A 14,934-nucleotide genomic window follows, 5' to 3' on the forward strand; every position below is an offset into this window, starting at 1 on the left:
TGCGCCACTAGACGACTGAATTGCGTACCCGATGACCGACGAATCGCCCTCCATCGACAAACTGCTGAAAAACCTCGATCACGCCATGCTCGCCGACCGCCACCGGCTGCGGCGGCAGTTGCTTGAGCTGCGCAAGAAACCCGACGAGGCCAGGCTGGGCCAGTGGGTGACGCGGATGCAGGCGTCCTGCGAGCAGGTGCTGGCGCGCAAGGCCAGCCTGCCGGTGATTCGTTACGACGACAGCCTGCCGATCGCCGCCAAGCGCGACGAAATCAAGAGGGCGCTGGAAAAGCACCAGGTGCTGATCATCGCCGGCGAAACCGGTTCGGGTAAAACCACCCAGTTGCCCAAGATCTGTCTGGAAATCGGTCGCGGCCAGCATGGCTTGATCGGCCACACCCAGCCACGCCGGATCGCTGCGCGCAGCGTCGCCAGCCGGGTCGCCGAAGAACTCGGCACTCCGCTGGGCGCGCTGGTCGGCTATCAGGTGCGCTTCGAGGATCAGAGCGATTCCAGCACCCTGATCAAGTTGATGACCGACGGCATCCTGCTGGCGGAAACCCAGAACGACCGCTACCTGGAACGCTACGACACGATCATCGTCGACGAAGCCCACGAACGCAGCCTCAACATCGACTTCCTGCTCGGCTACCTGAAAACCCTGCTGCCGCGTCGTCCCGACCTGAAGGTCATCATCACTTCGGCGACCATCGATCTGGAGCGTTTCTCCAAGCACTTCGATGACGCGCCGATTGTCGAGGTGTCCGGCCGTACCTACCCGGTGGACACCTGGTATCGCCCGCTGACGCTTGAGCAGGACGAAGAGGGCAACCGCGTCGAGGACGACCTGACGGTGGATCAGGCGATCCTCGCCACCCTCGATGAAATCGCCGCCTATGAGCGCAGTGAACGCCGCAGTCCCGGTGACGTGCTGGTGTTCCTGCCCGGTGAACGCGAGATTCGCGACGCCGCCGACATGCTGCGCAAGGCCCAGCTCAAGCACACCGAAATCCTGCCGTTGTACGCGCGCTTGTCGCCGGCCGAACAACAGCGGATTTTCCAGTCGCACCCTGGGCGTCGTGTGGTGTTGGCGACCAACGTCGCGGAAACCTCGCTGACCGTGCCGGGCATTCGCTACGTGATCGACAGTGGCACCGCGCGCATCAGCCGTTACAGCTACCGGGCCAAGGTCCAGCGCCTGCCGATCGAAGCGGTTTCCCAGGCCAGCGCCAACCAGCGTAAAGGCCGGTGCGGACGGGTCGAACCGGGCATCTGTGTACGCCTGTACAGCGAAGAGGACTTCCTCGGTCGCCCGGAATTTACCGATCCGGAAATCCTGCGCACCAACCTCGCGGCGGTCATCTTGCAGATGCTGCACCTGCGCCTCGGCGAGGTCAGCGCGTTCCCGTTCATCGAGCCGCCGGATGGCAAGGCCATCAGCGACGGGTACAACCTGCTGCAAGAACTCTCGGCGGTGGACCGCAACAGTGAGCTGACGCCGCTCGGTCGCCAATTGGCGCGGCTGCCGGTGGACCCGCGCATGGGCCGCATGCTGCTCGAAGCGGCGAAGCTCGGCAGCTTGCAGGAAGTGCTGATCGTCGCCAGCGCCATGTCGATCCAGGACCCGCGCGAACGTCCGCCGGAGCGTCAGCAAGCGGCGGATCAGGCTCACGCCCAGTGGAAAGACGCTGACTCGGACTTCGCCGGGTTGGTCAATCTGTGGCGCGGTTTCGAAGAGCAGCGCCAGGCGCTGACTGCCAGTCCGCTGCGTAACTGGTGCCGCAAGAATTTTCTTAATTACCTGCGCCTGCGCGAGTGGCGCGACTCCCATCGCCAATTGAGCCTGATCTGCCGCGACATGCAGTTGAGCCTCAATAAAGAACCGGCGGACTATCCGAAACTGCACAAAGCGGTGCTGGTGGGATTGCTCAGTCAGATCGGCCAGAAAACCGAAGACGGCGACTACCTCGGTGCGCGTCAGCGGCGCTTCTGGATTCACCCGTCCTCGGGCATCGGCAAGAAGCGCCCGCAATGGCTGATGACTGCCGAACTGGTGGAAACCACCAAGCTTTATGCGCGAATGGTCGCCAAGATCGACTCCGACTGGATCGAGCCGCTGGCCGGGCACCTGATCAAGAAAAACCATTTCGAACCCCACTGGGAGAAGAAGCGCGGCCAGGTCGTAGCCTTCGAGCAGATCACTCTGTTCGGGTTGATCGTGGTCGGGCGCCGGCCGGTACATTACGGCCCGGTCGATCCGGTGGTGTCCCGCGAGTTGTTCATCCGCGAAGCGCTGGTGCGCGGCGAGATTCAGTCCAATGCCAAGTGCCTGACGGCCAACAAGCAATTGCTGGAACAGCTCGACGAACTGGAAGCCAAGGCCCGTCGTCGCGATATCCTCGCCGACGAAGAAACCCTGTACGCCTTCTACGACGCGCGACTGCCGGCGGAGATCCACCAGACCGCCACCTTCGACAGTTGGTACCGGATCAACAGCCAGAAAGATCCGCAACTGCTGATCATGCGCGAAGAGGACGTGCTGGCCCGTGAAGCCAGCGAAGTCACCGCCCAGCATTACCCGGATACGCTGCATATCGGCGATCTGGAATTGGCCCTCAGCTACCACTTCGAACCGAACCATCCTCGGGACGGCGTGACCTTGCGCGTGCCGGCACCGCTGTTGCCGATGCTGCCGCCGGAACGCCTGGAATGGCTAGTGCCGGGAGTCATCGAAGCCAAGTGCATTGCCCTGGTGCGCAACCTGCCCAAGGCCTTGCGCAAGAATTTCGTGCCGGTGCCGGACTTCGTCAAAGCGGCGTTGCAACGCATGACCTTCGCCGAGGACTCGCTGCCCCAGGCGTTGGGCCGCGAGCTGCTGCGCATGACCGGTGCCCGCGTCAGCGATGAAGCCTGGGCCGAAGCCGCGCAGCAGGTCGAAAGCCATCTGCGCATGAATCTGGAAATCGTCGACGCCCAGGGCAAGTTCCTCGGTGAAGGTCGCGATCTGGCCGAACTGACTGCGCGTTTCGCCGAGGCCAGCCAGGCAGCATTGGCAGTGCCGCAAACCGCGAAGAGCCAGCAGCCGGTGGAGCCGAAAGTGTTCGCCGCCGTGGCCGAGAAAACCCAGCAGAAGATCGCCGGGCTGTCGATGACGGTCTACCCGGCGCTGGTGGAAGAGGCCGGGACGGTCAAGGAAGGGCGTTTCTCGACCCCGGCCGAGGCCGAGTTCCAGCATCGCCGCGCGTTGCAACGCTTGCTGATGCAGCAACTGGCCGAACCTGCCAAGTTCCTGCGTGGCAAGTTACCGGGCCTGACTGAATTGGGCCTGCTGTACCGCGACATGGGACGCGTCGATGCGCTGGTGGAAGACATTCTGCTGGCCAGTCTCGACAGCTGCATCCTTGAAGGCGAAAACCCGTTGCCCCGTGACGGCGCAGGTCTGGCGTCCCTGGCCGAGCGCAAACGTGGCGCCTGGACCGAGCACGCCGAGCGAGTGGCGAAGCTGACCCTGGAAATTCTCAAGCTCTGGCATGGTCTGCAAAAACGCTTCAAGGGCAAGATCGACCTGGCGCAAGCCGTGGCCCTGAACGACATAAAACAGCAGCTCAGCCACCTGGTGTATCCGGGGTTTGTCCGGGAAACGCCGATGCAGTGGCTCAAGGAATTGCCGCGTTACCTCAAGGCGATCGAACAGCGCTTTGAAAAAATCGCTGCCCAGGTGCAGCGCGACCGGGTATGGAGTGGCGAGTTGTCCGGCCTGTGGACGCAATACCAGACCCGCGCCAACAAACACGCCCAGGAAGGCAAGCGCGATCCGCAGCTGGAGTTGTATCGCTGGTGGCTGGAGGAATACCGGGTTTCTCTGTTTGCGCAGCAACTGGGGACCAAGGTGCCTATCTCTGACAAGCGATTGAACAAGCAGTGGAGCCAGGTCGAGCCCTGATCCCGACTACTTCGCGACTCCCATGATCCACTGGGATCTACTGTAGGAGCTGCCGAAGGCTGCGATCTGTTGATCTTGGTTTTAAAAATCGAAAGATCGCAGCCTTCGGCAGCTCCTACAGAGATTGTGTGGTATCGGAATTGGTGGGTTATCCAGCAAAAAGGGGCCAAAACCCTAGGTTTATGGCAAACTTCGCGCCTATAAACGCCGGCCCCGCGGTTTTGAGCCTTCACGGTCTCGGGCAGGTCGGAATAAAGCGATGCCAGGTTTGCGTCCTCGGACGGGAATAGACCCTTTGTGTATTGGTACGACGGTGCCAATGCTTTCTGCCTGAACAGATTAGAGACACGACCATGCATAACGTCGTCATCAGCGGCACCGGCCTGTACACCCCGGCCAACAGCATTTCCAATGAAGAGCTGGTGCAGTCTTTCAATACTTACGTCGCGCAATTCAACGCCGACAACGCCGATGCCATTGCGCGCGGTGAAGTCGAAGCATTGACCGAGTCGAGCGCCGCGTTCATCGAAAAAGCCTCCGGCATCAAGAGCCGCTTTGTCATGGACAAGGAAGGCATCCTCGACCCGCAACGCATGGCTCCACGCCTGCCGGAGCGCTCCAACGACGAGTGGTCGGTTCTGTGCCAGATGGCCATTGGCGCCGCCGAACAAGCCTTGCAGCGCGCCGGCAAAACCGCCGCGGACATTGATGGCGTGATCGTCGCCTGCTCCAACCTTCAGCGCGCCTACCCGGCCATTGCCATCGAAGTCCAGGAAGCGCTTGGCATCCAGGGTTTCGGTTTCGACATGAACGTGGCGTGCTCGTCCGCAACCTTCGGCATCCAGACCGCCGCCAACAGCGTGCAACAGGGCCAAGCCCGGGCCATCCTGATGGTCAACCCGGAAGTCTGCACCGGCCACCTGAACTTCCGTGACCGCGACAGCCATTTCATCTTTGGCGACGCTGCCACCGCAGTGATCATCGAGCGTGCCGACCTGGCGACGTCCAAGTACCAGTTCGACATCGTCAGCACCAAGCTGCTGACCAAGTTCTCCAACAACATCCGCAACAACTTCGGCTTCCTCAACCGCGCGGCGGAAGAGGGCATCGGTGCCAAGGACAAACTGTTCGTGCAGGAAGGCCGCAAGGTGTTCAAGGAAGTCTGCCCGCTGGTTGCCGAGCTGATCGGTGAGCATCTGCAAGAGAACCAGCTCAACGTCAGCGACGTGAAGCGCTTCTGGCTGCACCAGGCCAACCTCAGCATGAACCACCTGATCGTCAAGAAACTGCTGGGTCGCGACGCCACCGAACAGGAAGCGCCGGTGATTCTCGACACCTACGCCAATACCAGTTCCGCCGGTTCCGTGATTGCGTTCCACAAGAACCAGGACGATCTGGCTGCCGGTTCGCTGGCCGTGCTCAGTTCGTTCGGTGCCGGTTATTCGATTGGTAGCGTGTTGCTGCGCAAGCGCTGAGTCTGCGGCTTAAAAGATCGCAGCCTGCGGCAGCTCCTACGGGACAGGATTTCAACGTGATATCGCGATGAATCCGGTCAGCGTAGGAGCTGCCGAAGGCTGCGATTTTTTTTGCGGGAGGTTATTGCGGGAGAGAAAACAGTCTCGCGCTGATGCATCGGAGGATGATGGGGACCGATACATCAACGCCAGGCTGTAAAAGGGGCTCAGGCATCCTTGCCCGAGTCGTGTAGCGGGGTGAATCAGAACTTCGCTTCGGCATCCAGTTGCAGGGTGTTGATGTCCGAATCGGTTTTCTTGATGTTGGCGTTGGTCTGGTCCGAGGTCGCCATGTAGTAGGTCGCACCCAAGGTGAAGTTCTTGTCCAGCTCGTAGCTCACTTTCAGCTTGCTGCCGCGCGAACCGGTGAAGCCGTTGGCGAAGTCGGAGTCGGTGAAGGCGCCAACCACAGAGTTACGCTGCACGTCGCGGTAGTTGTAGTCCACGCCGAAGCCATAAAGCTTGGTCTTGACACCGGCCAACCAGCCAGTGTCCTGGTCGTTGCTGGCATCGGCGTTGTTGACGTACTGACCGTACAGCGACAGCGGTACTGGCAGGTTGGAGAAGTCCAGCTGGCCAAAGCCTTCGTACAGTTTGAACTGTTCGCCCGGGCTGTTGCCGTTGACGGCCAGTGCGCATGGCGTGGTGACGGTGCCGCTGGTAGGGCAGGCGCTGCTGTCATCGTTGTCGTAGGCGTAGAGACTGCCGCCCAAGGTCATTTTCATGCTGTCGGTGATGGCGAAGCGACCACCCAACTGGCCAGCATACAGGCGCAGGTCGTGCTTGAACTGCACGCCTTCACCATCGACGTTGTCCTTGAGGGTGTAGTGACCGGCGCTACCGAACAGCTCGGTGCTGCCGCTCAGCGGATACTTGTAGGTGACGGCCAGACCTTCCGGACTGATATCGCTATCCCAGATGATGTCGCCCATGCTCACCCATTGTTGCGGCATCTTGCCGCCAACCAGGTGCAGGTTCTTGATCGCGTCCGGGTGGTAGTCGACGTAGCCCTGGTCCAGCCAGATCTGCTTCTTGTCGAAGTAGTTGTCCAGGCTCTGGTTGGTGGAGCGAGCGTCGTCGTTGTTGCCGGTGGCAATACGGATACCGGTGTCGACCTGCGGGTTGATTTCGGTGTAGGCACCCAGGCGGGCACGAATGCGCTGACGATCCTGGTCTTTGTTGTTCGGCACGCCATCGTTGTGCACGGTTTCCTGACGGAAGCGCACGTCGCCCTTGAACTGTGTCTTGGCAGCCCAGGCAAGTTTCTGGTCGAAAGCGCTCAGTGTGTCGGTTTTCTTCGCGGTGGCCGCGATTTGCTCGTTGGTCTCTTGCTGAGCCTGACGGGCGATCTGCTGGTCTTTCTGATCCCTGGCCAGCTCGGCTTGCAGTTCGCTGTACTGCGCGTTGGTGATCGAGCCGTTAGCCTTGAGCATGTCGAGCAGTTTGGCGTCGACTGCGGCACTGGCCGGAACACTCATGGCCAGCAACAGGCCACCGCACAAGGCCGCCGCAGTTTTCGTGGAAGCAAGACGCATATCAATCTCCGAAGATGAGAGGGGATGACAGAGCCATCCGGGACACAACCGACCATAAGGGGCGGAAAACTGTGGCCGGGTATAACCCGGCGCTCTAAAAACAGGCGCCAGTATCGCGATGGTTTATTACAGAGCGGTGGCAATGTGATGTCATGTCGATGACGATACAAAGTCGCCGTGAACTATTGAGTTAGAGCACTGTCGTCGTTTTGCCCGTGTGCATTACAGAGCGATAGGCGATACTCGCGGGGCTTTCACGCCATGAAGAGTGAGGATGGTGATGCCGTTGCAACGCCTGCAAAAACTGTCAGAAATCGCCCCGCAGACGTGGGACGCGCTGGTGCCCGAGACTCAGCCTTTTCTGCGTCACGCCTTTTTGAGCGCACTGGAAGACAGCGGCAGCGTCGGACCCCATACCGGCTGGCAGCCCGAGCATTTATTACATGTGGAAGGTGAGCGTTTGATCGCCGCGCTGCCCGGTTATCGCAAGTGGCATTCCTATGGCGAGTACGTGTTCGATCACGCCTGGGCCGATGCCTGTGAACGCGCCGGCATCGACTACTACCCCAAGCTGTTGAGCGCGGTGCCGTTCAGTCCGGTCACCGGGCCGCGGCTGTTGGCGGCCACGGTCGAAGACGGTTTCGAGTTATTGAAAAGCCTGCCGGGCTACCTTGAGCTTGAAGGGCTCTCCAGCGCGCACATCAATTTCACCGATCCGTTCACCGACGCGGCACTGAGCGAGCAACCCGGCTGGCTGCAGCGCGTTGGCTGTCAATATCACTGGCAGAATCGCGGCTACCGGGATTTCCAGGACTTCCTCGACGTGCTCAGTTCGCGCAAGCGCAAACAGATGCGCAAGGAGCGCGAGCAGGTGGCCGGGCAGGGCTTCGATTTCGAATGGTTGGAGGGGCGGGAACTGAGCCAGGCGCAATGGGATTTCGTCTATGCCTGCTACGCCAATACCTACGCGGTGCGCCGGCAAGCGCCGTATCTGACGCGGGAGTTTTTCAGTCTGTTGGCCGAGCGCATGCCGGAGTCGATTCGCGTGGTGCTGGCCAGGCAAGGTTCACGGCCGGTGGCGATGGCGTTCAGTCTGGTGGGGGGCGACAGCTTTTATGGGCGTTACTGGGGATGCCTGGCAGAGTTCGATCGCCTGCATTTCGAGACCTGTTTCTACCAGGGCATGGACTATGCCATTGCCAACGGTTTCCAGCGTTTTGATGCGGGGGCCCAGGGCGAGCACAAACTGATTCGCGGATTCGAGCCAGTCATTACCCATTCCTGGCACTACTTGCGGCATCCGGGGTTGAAGGCTGCGGTGAAAGACTTTCTGGAGCAGGAGCGGTTGGGGGTGCTGTCTTATGCAGAGGAGGCGAAGTCAGCCTTGCCTTATCGACAAGGCTGATCTTCAGCGTTTCAGCTTTCTTCCTTGCCCAGCCAGCGATACAGCACGCCGCCGACCGCTGCGCCGAGTAGCGGTGCGACCCAGAACATCCACAGTTGTTGAATCGCCCAGCCGCCGACGATCAGCGCCGGGCCGGTGCTGCGCGCCGGGTTGACCGAGGTGTTGGTGACCGGGATCGAGATCAGGTGGATCAGTGTCAGCCCCAGGCCGATGGCAATCGGCGCCAGTCCTGCCGGTGCACGTTTGTCGGTGGCGCCGAGGATGATCAGGATGAACATCGCGGTCATCACCAGTTCACAGACAAACCCTGCCGCCATCGAGTAGCCGCCGGGGGAGTGTTCGCCGTAGCCGTTGGACGCCAGGCCTCCCGCCAGTTCGAAACCGGGTTTGCCGCTGGCAATGAAGTACAGCAGGGCGGCTGCAATCACGCCGCCAATGACCTGGGCAACGATGTAGGCCGGCAATTCCTTGGCCGGAAATCGCCCGCCCACCACCAGGCCGAGGGATACCGCGGGATTGAGATGACAGCCGGAAATATGGCCGATGGCGAAAGCCATGGTCAGCACGGTCAGGCCAAACGCGAAGGACACCCCGAGCAGACCGATCCCCACCTCCGGAAAAGCCGCGGCCAACACCGCACTGCCGCAACCACCCAACACCAGCCAGAACGTACCTACCAACTCTGTAGCCGAACGTTTTAACAGAGACATAAGAGAGTGCCCTTTCGAGATTATGCTGCCTTTAGCATCCAGCCGATGGACTGCAGAACCATCTCCAGAACGTTGGAGTGAGTACAGCACGGTTTTTTCAGAATTCCAGCAGGCATAAAAACCGCCAGGCCCCGTTGTTGACGGGGCCTGGCGGTTAATTCGATCTTCGGTATGGCGCTTATCCCTGTGGGAGCGAGCTTGCTCGCGATAGCGGTGGACCAGACGACATTACTGTCGACTGACACTCCGTCATCGCGAGCAAGCTCGCTCCCACAGGGATTGGTGTGTTGTTCAGGGGATCAATCGATCCCGACAAACCCACCGGTCTGGTGTTGCCACAACCGTGCATACAAACCGCCATGGGCGAGCAGCTCGGCATGGGTTCCGGTTTCGGCGATCTTGCCGTCTTCCAGCACCACCAGCCGGTCCATCCGGGCGATGGTCGAGAGTCGGTGAGCGATGGCGATCACGGTTTTTCCCTGCATCAGGGTTTCGAGACTTTCCTGGATCGCCGCTTCGACTTCCGAATCCAGTGCCGAGGTGGCCTCGTCCATGATCAGGATCGGCGCGTCCTTGAGCAACACACGGGCAATGGCGATGCGCTGGCGCTGGCCGCCGGAGAGTTTCACCCCGCGCTCACCGACGTGGGCATCGAAACCGGTGCGGCCTTCAGCGTCCGACAGCGAAGGAATGAAACCGTCAGCCCGGGCCTTGTGCACCGCTTCCCAGAGTTGCGCGTCGGTGGCGTCGGGTTTGCCGTACAGCAGGTTGTCGCGGATCGAGCGGTGCAGCAGCGAAGTGTCCTGGGTGATCATGCCGATGCGTTCGCGCAGGCTTTCCTGGCTCACGTCGGCGATGTTCTGGCCGTCTATCTGGATGCGTCCGCCTTCGACGTCGTACAGGCGCAGCAGCAGGTTCACCAGGGTCGATTTGCCGGCACCGGACGGGCCGATCAGGCCGATTTTCTCGCCAGCCTTGATGGTCAGGTTGAGGTCGCCGATGATCCCGCTCTGCTTGCCGTAGTGGAAATCCACCTGTTCGAAGCGCACTTCGCCACGGGCCACCGCCAGGGGTTTGGCCTGGTCGCGGTCGGTGACGCTGACCGGTTGCGAAATGGTCTGCAGACCGTCCTGCACCATGCCGATGTTTTCGAAGATGCCGGTCACCACCCACATGATCCAGCCGGACATGTTGACGATGCGGATCACCAGGCCGGTGGCCAGGGCAATCGCCCCGACGCTGATCAACGACTGCGTCCACAACCACAGGGCCAGGCCGGTGGTGCAGACGATCAGCAGGCCGTTCATGCTGGTGATGACCACGTCCATGCTGGTGACCACGCGGCCGGCCAGTTGTGCCTTCTCGGTCTGTTCCTTGATGGCTTCGCGGGCGTATTGCTGCTCGAAGTTGGTGTGGGCGAACAGCTTCAGGGTGGTGATGTTGGTGTAGCCGTCGACAATCCGCCCCATGAGTTTGGAGCGCGCATCGGACGCCACCACCGAGCGATCCTTGACCCGTGGCACGAAGTAGCAGAGGGCGCCGATGAAGGCGAAGATCCACGTCAGCAGCGGGATTATCAGGCGCCAGTCGGCTTCGGCGAACAGCACCAGCGAACTGATGGCGTAGATCAGCACATGCCACAACGCATCCACGGCCTGCACGGCGGAATCGCGCAGTGAGTTGCCGGTTTGCATGATGCGTTGGGCGATGCGCCCGGCGAAGTCGTTCTGGAAGAAATTCAGGCTCTGCTTGAGCACGTAGCTGTGGTTCTGCCAGCGGATCATGCTGGTCATGCTGGGGCTCAGGGTCTGGTGCACGAGCAGGTCATGCAGGCCGACAAAAATCGGGCGCAGCACCAGCGCAACCACCACCATCCAGGTCAGTTCGAGGGCATGATCCTGGAACAGACTGACGTTCGGCGTGCCCTGGGCCAGGTCGATGATGCGGCTCAGGTAGCTGAACAACGCCACCTCGATCAATGCACCAATCAGGCCGACGATCAGCAGGGCGGCGAAGCTCGGCCAGACCTGCTTGAGGTAATAAGTGTAGAAAGGGAAAACCCGGTCCGGCGGAGACGCCGTCGGTGCTTCACGGAAAACATCGATCAGTTTTTCAAAGCGGCGATAAAGCATTGGTTATTCGCCCGCGTACGGGCTCTCCTTTTAACGTTTTGAGCGTTGCCGGCAAACACCGGCAACGGCTCGGACATCCTTGTCCAGCTTAGTCTCAGTCGATGCGCTTGGCCGACTTGATGAACACCGGGTCCGCCGGCACGTCTTTCATGCCGCCACGGACGGTGGTTGGCGAGTTGACGATGATGTCCACCACGTCCATGCCTTTGACCACTTTGCCGAACACCGCGTAGCCGTCGCCCTGGTCAAGGAAGTCGTTGTCCTTGACGTTGATGAAGAACTGGCTGGTGGCTGAGTCAGGCACCGAGGTACGGGCCATGGACAAGGTGCCACGCACGTTATGCAGGCCGTTTTTCGATTCGTTCTTGATCGGTGCGTTAGTGTCTTTTTGCTGCATCTGTTGAGTGAATCCGCCGCCCTGGACCATGAAGCCCGGGATCACCCGGTGGAAAATCGTGTTGTTGTAGAAACCTTTGTCGACGTACTCAAGGAAGTTCTTGGTGCTGATCGGGGCCTTGACCGGGTCCAGTTCGATTTCGATCTGGCCGTTGGTGGTTTCCAGTAGCACATGTGGTGCCTTTTCCTGCGTCGCGGCCATCAGGTTGGCGGCAAACAGGACGGTGCCTGCGGCGAGGGCGATTTTTTTCAGCATGGGTCAGTGATCCTGAGTGGTGGTGTCGACTGCGGCCAGAAACTCCAGCAGTGTTTGGTTGAAGTGTTCCGGCTGGTCCAGCGGCGTGGCGTGGCGTGAATCGGCGATCACCACCAGCCGCGCGTCGGGCAGCAGTTTTACGTAGTTTTCCTTCAGCGCCACCGGTGTGTAGTCACGGTCGGCGCTGACGATGAGGGTTGGACAGGTGACCTTTGAAAGTCGTTCCTGGACCCCCCAGCCGACAATGGCATTGAAGCTGGCGAGATAAGCATGTTTGTCGTTTTTTGCCCAGCGTTCGGCCATCTTTTGTCGCAAGTCGGCCTGCTCGGGTTTCGGGAACAGCTTGCCGCCCAGTGCCTTGCCGATGGTGCCCAGGCTAAGGGCGCGCATCAGGCTCCAGCGCTTGAGCCACTGCCAGTAGTCATCGCGGCTGCGCAGCTTGACCTCGGGGGCGCTGTTGACGATGCACAGGCTCCTGAGCAGTTGCGGCTGATCCACGCCCAGTTGGAAGCCGATCATGCCGCCCATGGACAGGCCGACATAGTGTGCCGGACCGAGATTGAGGTGTTCGATCAGTGCAATCAGGTCAGCGCTGAATCCGGCAATGCTGTAGCGCTCCCGGGGTTTGTCCGAACGGCCGTGACCGCGCACATCGGGGACGATCACCCGGTAGCGGGTAGCAAGTGCCGGTATCTGTTTTTCCCAGTCCAGCGTACTGGAGCCCAGGCCATGGACCAGCAGCAGCGGCGTGCCGTGGCCATATTCCTCATAGTGCAGGTTGCAACCTTCGTGTTCGAAATAGGCCATGCATACACTCCGTGTCAGGCTTGTTCGGGGGCGGCGAACGGTGCGTCCAGTGGTGCGGTGTCAAACGTACGCAGCAGTTCGATGAGAATCTGCGTGGCCGGCCCGAGCGGTTTGTCCTTGTTCGAATACAGGTAAAAGCTCGGGTTACGGCTGCCGCCCTGATCCAACGGTAGCAGCTTGAGCGTGCCTTCCTTGAGTTCCCGTTCGATCAAGTGCCTGGGCAGCCAGGCAAAACCCAGGCCGCTGCTGACGAAGGTCGCGGCGGTGGCCAGGCTGCCGACGGTCCAGCGCTGTTCGGCACCGAGCCAGCCGACGTCCCGTGGTTGCTGGCGGCCCGAGTCGCGGATCACCACTTGCATCTGGCTTTCCAGGTCCTGGAAGCTCAGTTCGCGGTTGAGGCGGTGCAGGGGATGTTCCGGGTGGGCGACCGCGACGAATTCGACGTCGCTCAATTCCGCGCCCAGGTAACCGGGAATGCTGAACCCGGTGATGGCCAGGTCGGCCACGCCTTCGAGCAGGACTTCCTCCACCCCCGACAGCACTTCCTCACGCAGGCGCACCCGGCAGCCACGGCTTTGCGGCATGAACGCGGTCAAGGCGCGGACGAGGCGGGCGCTTGGGTAAGCGGCATCGACCACCAGGCGCACTTCGGCTTCCCAGCCCTGCTCCATGTGATGGGCCAGGTCTTCGAGTTGACTGGCCTGTTTCACCAGTTGCCGGGAACGGCGCAACAGCACCCCGCCGGCTTCGGTCAGCACGGCTTTGCGTCCGTCGATGCGCAGCAATGGCACGCCGAGCTGATCCTGCATGCGGGCCACGGTGTAGCTGACTGAAGATTGCGAGCGATGCAGCGCCTCGGCGGCCTGGGCGAAACCACCGTGATCGACCACGGCCTGCAGCGTTCGCCATTGATCGAGGGTCACGCGGGGCGCTTTCATGTTGAGCTCCTCTTGTCCTAAGCTGGCAGCCCTTATTGGAGGCTGCTGAATGAAAAAATTCTGTTGTGTGCTGCTGGCGCTGCTGCCGCTGACGGCGTTTGCTTATCCGATTGATGTGCAGAAGAACCTCAACGGAATGAAGATCGACTACGAAACCTTCGACACCGATAGCGATATCGGCTCCATCCGGGTCGCCAACTACGGCGACGTCGATGCGAGCTGCAAGGCGGTTTTCAGCAATGGCCCGGAAGCCCCTCGCACTCGCAAGCTCGATGTACCGGCCGGCAAACACAAAAACGCCACGGCCAAATTCAGCCGCAACATCATCAAATTGCGCATCGAGCTGACCTGCACCCCGAAATGACAGCAGTCTCCTGTGGGGGCAGGCTCGCTCCCACAGGGGCATGGTTTGCTTATAAACGAATTTCTTGATGGGTTATACCAGTTATTTGCGCTTTTTCATCGATATGACTCTGTTTAACCTTCACTCCATCGACCTGAAGCATTCTCAGATGGAGGCTACATCCCATGTCCCGCGTTCTGATCATCGAAAGCAGTGCCCGTCAGCAAGACTCGGTTTCCCGTCAGCTGACCCAGACCTTCATCAGCCAGTGGAAAGCCGCTCACCCGAATGACCAGATCACCGTCCGGGACCTGGCCGTCAAGCCGGTGCCGCACCTGGACATCAACCTGCTGGGTGGCTGGATGAAGCCCGCCGAGCAGCGCAGCGACATCGAACAGGCGTCCCTGGAACGCTCCAACCAGTTGACCGACGAATTGCTCGCCGCCGATGTACTGGTCATGGCCGCGCCCATGTACAACTTTGCGATCCCCAGCACCCTGAAAGCCTGGCTCGACCACGTGCTGCGTGCCGGCGTGACCTTCAAGTACACCGAAACCGGTCCGCAAGGCCTGCTCAGCGGCAAGCGTGCCTATGTGTTGACGGCTCGCGGCGGCATCTATGCCGGCAGCACCGCCGATCACCAGGAACCGTACCTGCGCCAGGTCATGGGCTTCATCGGCATCCACGACGTGACGTTCATCCACGCCGAAGGCATGAACCTGGGCGGTGACTTCCAGGAGAAAGGCCTGAACCAGGCGAACGCCAGGCTTTCGCAAGTGGCCTGACCGGTTAATCGCCAGATAATCGCTGGATGGTCTAGTGACCTGGCGCAACCCTTCAAGCCTGTACGCGCATCGAACCTCCCTTCGCACTGGTTGCTCCTGAGTGCCCTGGCCCGATTGAACGCTTTAGCGAGATCGGGCTTTTTTTGCCTGCGATTTAACAGGCACCTAAA

The 14,934-nt window shown here is 60.6% G+C and carries 11 protein-coding genes; 5 read left to right on the plus strand and 6 right to left on the minus strand.

Features of this window, described 5'->3' with window-relative positions:
• Nucleotides 1-31 precede the first annotated feature (31 nt).
• The gene (gene hrpA / locus AC3IP0_RS07525) at nucleotides 32-3,943 is read left to right on the plus strand and encodes an ATP-dependent RNA helicase HrpA (RefSeq protein ID WP_489327088.1); all 3,912 of its coding nucleotides are present in this window, start codon (nucleotides 32-34) and stop codon (nucleotides 3,941-3,943) included.
• Nucleotides 3,944-4,296: 353 nt separating this feature from the next.
• Nucleotides 4,297-5,418 carry a beta-ketoacyl-ACP synthase III gene (locus tag AC3IP0_RS07530; RefSeq protein WP_489327089.1) on the plus strand — a complete coding sequence of 374 codons (1,122 nt, stop codon included), beginning with the start codon at nucleotides 4,297-4,299 and terminating at the stop codon, nucleotides 5,416-5,418.
• A 242-nt stretch (nucleotides 5,419-5,660) separates the two neighbouring features.
• Here the strand turns inward: AC3IP0_RS07530 and AC3IP0_RS07535 are convergent, their stop codons facing one another.
• Nucleotides 5,661-6,992, minus strand: coding sequence for a putative porin (locus tag AC3IP0_RS07535; protein ID WP_489318779.1), 1,332 nt, complete (start codon nucleotides 6,990-6,992; stop codon nucleotides 5,661-5,663).
• Between the two features lie 280 nt (nucleotides 6,993-7,272).
• On the opposite strand from AC3IP0_RS07535, the gene AC3IP0_RS07540 reads away from it, so the two are divergent.
• Nucleotides 7,273-8,397, plus strand: a complete 1,125-nt coding sequence (locus AC3IP0_RS07540) for a GNAT family N-acetyltransferase (protein WP_489327090.1) — start codon at nucleotides 7,273-7,275, stop codon at nucleotides 8,395-8,397.
• A gap of 11 nt (nucleotides 8,398-8,408) precedes the next feature.
• On the opposite strand, the gene aqpZ is transcribed toward AC3IP0_RS07540, so the two are convergent.
• The 5 genes from aqpZ to AC3IP0_RS07565 form a co-directional block, all read right to left on the minus strand.
• Nucleotides 8,409-9,107 (minus strand): aquaporin Z, encoded by a 699-nt coding sequence (gene aqpZ, locus AC3IP0_RS07545; protein ID WP_489318781.1) that lies wholly within the window; start codon nucleotides 9,105-9,107, stop codon nucleotides 8,409-8,411.
• Nucleotides 9,108-9,406: 299 nt separating this feature from the next.
• Nucleotides 9,407-11,239, minus strand: a complete 1,833-nt coding sequence (locus AC3IP0_RS07550) for an ABC transporter ATP-binding protein (RefSeq protein WP_489327091.1) — start codon at nucleotides 11,237-11,239, stop codon at nucleotides 9,407-9,409.
• A gap of 94 nt (nucleotides 11,240-11,333) precedes the next feature.
• Nucleotides 11,334-11,891 (minus strand): peptidylprolyl isomerase, encoded by a 558-nt coding sequence (locus AC3IP0_RS07555; RefSeq protein WP_489327092.1) that lies wholly within the window; start codon nucleotides 11,889-11,891, stop codon nucleotides 11,334-11,336.
• Between the two features lie 3 nt (nucleotides 11,892-11,894).
• On the minus strand, nucleotides 11,895-12,698 hold the full coding sequence (locus AC3IP0_RS07560; protein ID WP_489318784.1) for an alpha/beta fold hydrolase: 804 nt from the start codon (nucleotides 12,696-12,698) through the stop codon (nucleotides 11,895-11,897).
• Nucleotides 12,699-12,712: 14 nt separating this feature from the next.
• Nucleotides 12,713-13,636: a PA3225 family LysR-type transcriptional regulator gene (locus tag AC3IP0_RS07565; protein ID WP_007972479.1), complete on the minus strand. Its 924-nt coding sequence runs from the start codon at nucleotides 13,634-13,636 to the stop codon at nucleotides 12,713-12,715.
• Nucleotides 13,637-13,685: 49 nt separating this feature from the next.
• On the opposite strand from AC3IP0_RS07565, the gene AC3IP0_RS07570 reads away from it, so the two are divergent.
• Both AC3IP0_RS07570 and AC3IP0_RS07575 read left to right on the plus strand, forming a co-directional pair.
• Nucleotides 13,686-14,000: a 3-phosphoglycerate kinase gene (locus AC3IP0_RS07570; protein ID WP_102671256.1), complete on the plus strand. Its 315-nt coding sequence runs from the start codon at nucleotides 13,686-13,688 to the stop codon at nucleotides 13,998-14,000.
• Between the two features lie 164 nt (nucleotides 14,001-14,164).
• A complete protein-coding gene (locus AC3IP0_RS07575) occupies nucleotides 14,165-14,764 on the plus strand; it encodes an FMN-dependent NADH-azoreductase (RefSeq protein ID WP_489318785.1) in 600 nt (199 codons plus the stop codon).
• Nucleotides 14,765-14,934 lie beyond the last annotated feature (170 nt).

The sequence above is a fragment of the Pseudomonas sp. GL_103 genome, assembly GCF_057835175.1.

Excerpts from the sequence above, each read along its gene's own strand:
- hrpA (WP_489327088.1), top strand. The coding sequence starts at position 32 with ATGACCGACGAATCGCCCTCCATCGACAAACTGCTGAAAAACCTCGAT.
- AC3IP0_RS07530 (WP_489327089.1), top strand. The coding sequence starts at position 4,297 with ATGCATAACGTCGTCATCAGCGGCACCGGCCTGTACACCCCGGCCAAC.
- AC3IP0_RS07535 (WP_489318779.1), bottom strand. The coding sequence starts at position 6,992 with ATGCGTCTTGCTTCCACGAAAACTGCGGCGGCCTTGTGCGGTGGCCTG.
- AC3IP0_RS07540 (WP_489327090.1), top strand. The coding sequence starts at position 7,273 with ATGCCGTTGCAACGCCTGCAAAAACTGTCAGAAATCGCCCCGCAGACG.
- aqpZ (WP_489318781.1), bottom strand. The coding sequence starts at position 9,107 with ATGTCTCTGTTAAAACGTTCGGCTACAGAGTTGGTAGGTACGTTCTGG.
- AC3IP0_RS07550 (WP_489327091.1), bottom strand. The coding sequence starts at position 11,239 with ATGCTTTATCGCCGCTTTGAAAAACTGATCGATGTTTTCCGTGAAGCA.
- AC3IP0_RS07555 (WP_489327092.1), bottom strand. The coding sequence starts at position 11,891 with ATGCTGAAAAAAATCGCCCTCGCCGCAGGCACCGTCCTGTTTGCCGCC.
- AC3IP0_RS07560 (WP_489318784.1), bottom strand. The coding sequence starts at position 12,698 with ATGGCCTATTTCGAACACGAAGGTTGCAACCTGCACTATGAGGAATAT.
- AC3IP0_RS07565 (WP_007972479.1), bottom strand. The coding sequence starts at position 13,636 with ATGAAAGCGCCCCGCGTGACCCTCGATCAATGGCGAACGCTGCAGGCC.
- AC3IP0_RS07570 (WP_102671256.1), top strand. The coding sequence starts at position 13,686 with ATGAAAAAATTCTGTTGTGTGCTGCTGGCGCTGCTGCCGCTGACGGCG.
- AC3IP0_RS07575 (WP_489318785.1), top strand. The coding sequence starts at position 14,165 with ATGTCCCGCGTTCTGATCATCGAAAGCAGTGCCCGTCAGCAAGACTCG.